The organism is Enterococcus sp. DIV1298c (assembly GCF_017316315.1).
In the GTDB taxonomy this organism is placed as follows: Bacteria; Bacillota; Bacilli; order Lactobacillales; family Enterococcaceae; genus Enterococcus_B; species Enterococcus_B mangumiae.
Window position 1 is genome coordinate 1 of the sequence record NZ_JAFLWG010000061.1, and the last position, 3528, is coordinate 3528.

Here is a 3528-nt window from a genome sequence, read left to right on the forward strand (position 1 = left end):
ATATCATGCAAGGGACTAACAGCTATAGAAACCCCTAAACTTTCAAGTTGATCTCTCCAATTTTCTGGTATCGATTCAGGATAAAGTAAAAAGCCGAAATGTCTTGCTTTTGTTGTCTTTTTATTCATGATATAATTGCCTTAATCAAACACTACGAACTAGCGGAAACAGTGCTCCAACACTTATGTTTCTGCTCTTTTTTTGCGCTCAATTCCCTTTCTCTTTTTTTCTCAAATCTTCTGTTACTAATAATTTAACGTAGGTCGACATACTCAAATTCTTGTCACTTGCTTTTTTTTCAAGTTCTCGCTTGATTTCACTTGGTAAAATTACTACTACTCTTTCAGATTTCGCCAATCTTTTCAACCTCCTCAAATGTTGATAATATCATGGTAAACTTTTAACCATCTTATTGTCAAGTTTTTTATGGAATTTTCAAAACGTTGGCGAAAACGTTGGCGAAAACGTTGGCGCTCAATAAAAGCCTCAAACCCATGGGGGAGTAAGGATAAAATTGTTTTTTTTTTGAATTTGGCACTCGGCACTCTATGGGGGGTCGTAGTACGGAAGCAAAATTCGCTTCCTCGCCCCCCAGATTTCCCAAATTCCAAATTTTTTACAAAAATTTTCCAGCGCTTCCGCTCGGCAAAAACACAGGTCAAAATCAAGACCTTGGGCTTTGCCCAAACCCACGAGGAAATAATTTCCTCGACCTTCTACACGTTCGCCACTTGTGGGCGTCCTCCCAAATGGGTTTGGGAGGGGCGTAAAGCTTCTGGGATCTCATTCACAGCTATCAACTCCTTAAAGCCTCAAAGAAGCCCTAAGAAGCCTTGTCAGGCATTCTAAGGGCTTCTAATTCGATTTACCGTTGACAGCGCCTTACACACGTTTCTCTTTGCAAAATAGCCATAAACGCCTCTTAGATCTCTAGCTCATCATTTCCGTTTTCTTGACTGTAAAGGGTTTCGTCTCGTACAGTCTGCAAATCCTTACCCAATTTTTTCGCCAACGCTTGTTGCATGTCGTCAAGAAGCGTTTGTTGATCTTTCGGCGAGAGCTTCATAATCCTCTCGCGTTCTTTCTCAAGATCATGAAGCTCAAGTTGCAAACCTAAATATGCAACCTTCAGAAAATATTTTTCCGATTTCAAGTCATCCGACATACGTTTAAAACTCTCTATTTTCGTTTCTAAGGCGTTTTCTCTTTCGGTAAGGGAATTTTCCCTTAAATCTATTTCAGCGCTTCTAAGGACATTTTTTTGGCTCATACGAGCAAAGAATTGTTTAATCTCTTGGAAAAGCGTGGTCAAAAACCTTAAAAACACCGAATCATCCAATTTTCGAGGATCTATTTCCTCATCATCATTCAAGAATTTTTCAACTAGATCAGCCGTTTTTGAAAAATCACTTTCTTCAACACCCGGCAATTCTTCGATCGCTTCTAGCATTTCATCAATCACATATTCAAAGCCTTCTTTTCTCGCTTCCAACTCCGCTTTTTCAGCCTGTTTTTTGAAAGATTCTGGGTGTACGTGTTGCGCTTCTGATTTTTCTTTTCCACGTTCGATTGCAAAACCATTACGCTGGAAGTGCTTTGGCAATTCTTCTTGAATGCTCTTTAGGCATGCTCGATTAAAAATTGTTTTGGCAGTCAATTTGTTATCAGCGTCAAACGGAACAATACCAAGGTGCATATGCGGAGTTGATTCGTCCATATGAACGGTGGCGAATCGAACATTTTCTTTGCCAAACCGCTCTTGAAAATACGTAACAGCACACTCAAAATACTTCCGAGTTTCTTCTGTGCTTAAATCAGCAAAAAAATTATTGCTTGAACTTATCAACCAATCTTGCAATACAACCGCATCTTTCCTCGTTGCACGTGTGGAACTTTTGTTTTCCTCGATAAAATCTAAGATCTCTTTTTTGAAACTTGTGTCGGTTGAATGACCGACTAAATCATAATTTAAATGCGAACGCTCATTGTCGATATCTTTGTTTCCGTGATTGTCAGTTTTACGATCAACGTGTATCTGATATCCGCCTAAATCGCCCGCTTTTCTTTTCTCAGTACGTGCCACCATGTAAGCCATAATTAGCAATCGTCCTCCTCACCAAAATCGGTACAACTTCCATGTAAAGTATAACTTACTATACTTTACTCCGTAAAGAGTAAGCTCTGCCGAGGGCTGTCGATCGCCTGAAGGCGACCGATCACCTACGGTCAAAATGTCATTTCTGCATTCGCAGAAACTCCAATTTTTCCTTCGGTGAAAAACCTTGCTCAACAAAAAAAGCCAGGGGCTTTGCCCTGACTTTTTCGTTTCGCTTAACCCCTCGCTGAGATCATTTGCTTGAGCAAATGTTTCAGCTTAAGCATACGCAATTTGCGTAATGCCTTTTTCAGCAGATACGCATCGGGCGTTCGGCTCATCAGTCGAGTTTGTCTCACGTCGATCGCATTTGAATTCAAAAAATTGTGCTCCACATGCGCAGTTACGCTCTTCAATTTTCCGTACTCGTACACAAGAACATTCTGCTTTTCTATATTTGAACCGCTATTAGTCAAGCTTTCTTCGTATTCCGATTGTGCCACTGGCACATAATTTTCGATCACTTGTTGCAGTGTCCGACGTCGGCTTTTTCTTTCTAAGATACAAACTAGATCCAGAAAGAAAGCAACTTCGTCTTTTTCCAAATGCAGCGTTAGTAAATTATCCTTCAAAACATTGATACTAGCGGTTTTTTGTAGTAAATCATAAACCACTAAACTTTCTCGATAGTTTCTTTTCAGCTTGTTTTTTGTCATGATAACGACCTCCAAATATTTTTATTTAGAAGCCCCACACAAATTATGCTAGAATGTACTAGCAATCTTCCATGATTGTTTGGGGCTTACTCTCTCTTTAGTCGGACGGGTGTAAGCCCCTTTTATTTAACGTGTTTATCCACGCCTGCAATCATTTCCCCAGTCTCAGCATCAATTCTTTTTGCATACTGCGGTCGAAAACCATTCTGATAATTACCATCAAAAGCCATTCGGAAAAGGTTGCCGTTCGAACCAATAACATCAATCACATCTCTTTGGCTAGTAATTCCATACTCTTGTCCTCGCCAATCAAGAAAAGCTGTCAATTCTTTCAAATTGACTATACCGCATTGATTAATAATATCTACCAACTGGTTTCTCAATTCTCTTTTTTGGCTCTCATCAAGCGTCACATAACGGTCAATATCAAAATCATTAATATGCAAAATATCTTTTTTATCATAGATATATTTATTCTTTGCTTTCGCATCTTTTGATTCATGGGTGAGATACTCATATGTGCCTTTTATAGAATCAATAATTTCTAGGTGAGCAACCGATTTATTCCCCAATTTTCTTTTGATTTTATTTCTTACACTTTCCATCGTTACAGGATTTCGAGCTATATAAATCACATGATAATGTGGTTTTTTATAATGCTTACCGTTTCTAACAATATCATCACTATTCCAATCATTTTTATCGGTCTTTTCGTCC

The 3528-nt window shown here is 38.9% G+C and carries 5 protein-coding genes; all 5 read right to left on the minus strand.

The annotated features are described in order from the left end of the window. A partial coding sequence (locus JZO83_RS12965; RefSeq protein ID WP_242542664.1) for a Rep family protein occupies nt 1-128 on the minus strand: 128 nt, incomplete at its 3' end. A 79-nt stretch (nt 129-207) separates the two neighbouring features. Beyond that, nucleotides 208-357: a hypothetical protein gene (locus tag JZO83_RS12970; protein ID WP_207116018.1), complete on the minus strand. Its 150-nt coding sequence runs from the start codon at nt 355-357 to the stop codon at nt 208-210. Nucleotides 358-922: 565 nt separating this feature from the next. Beyond that, nucleotides 923-2095: a MobV family relaxase gene (mobV, locus tag JZO83_RS12975; protein WP_207116019.1), complete on the minus strand. Its 1173-nt coding sequence runs from the start codon at nt 2093-2095 to the stop codon at nt 923-925. 236 nt (nt 2096-2331) lie between these two features. Then, on the minus strand, nt 2332-2811 hold the full coding sequence (locus JZO83_RS12980; protein ID WP_207116020.1) for a hypothetical protein: 480 nt from the start codon (nt 2809-2811) through the stop codon (nt 2332-2334). Between the two features lie 122 nt (nt 2812-2933). Beyond that, on the minus strand, nt 2934-3528 hold a 595-nt coding region (locus JZO83_RS12985), incomplete at its 5' end, for a Rep family protein (protein ID WP_207116021.1).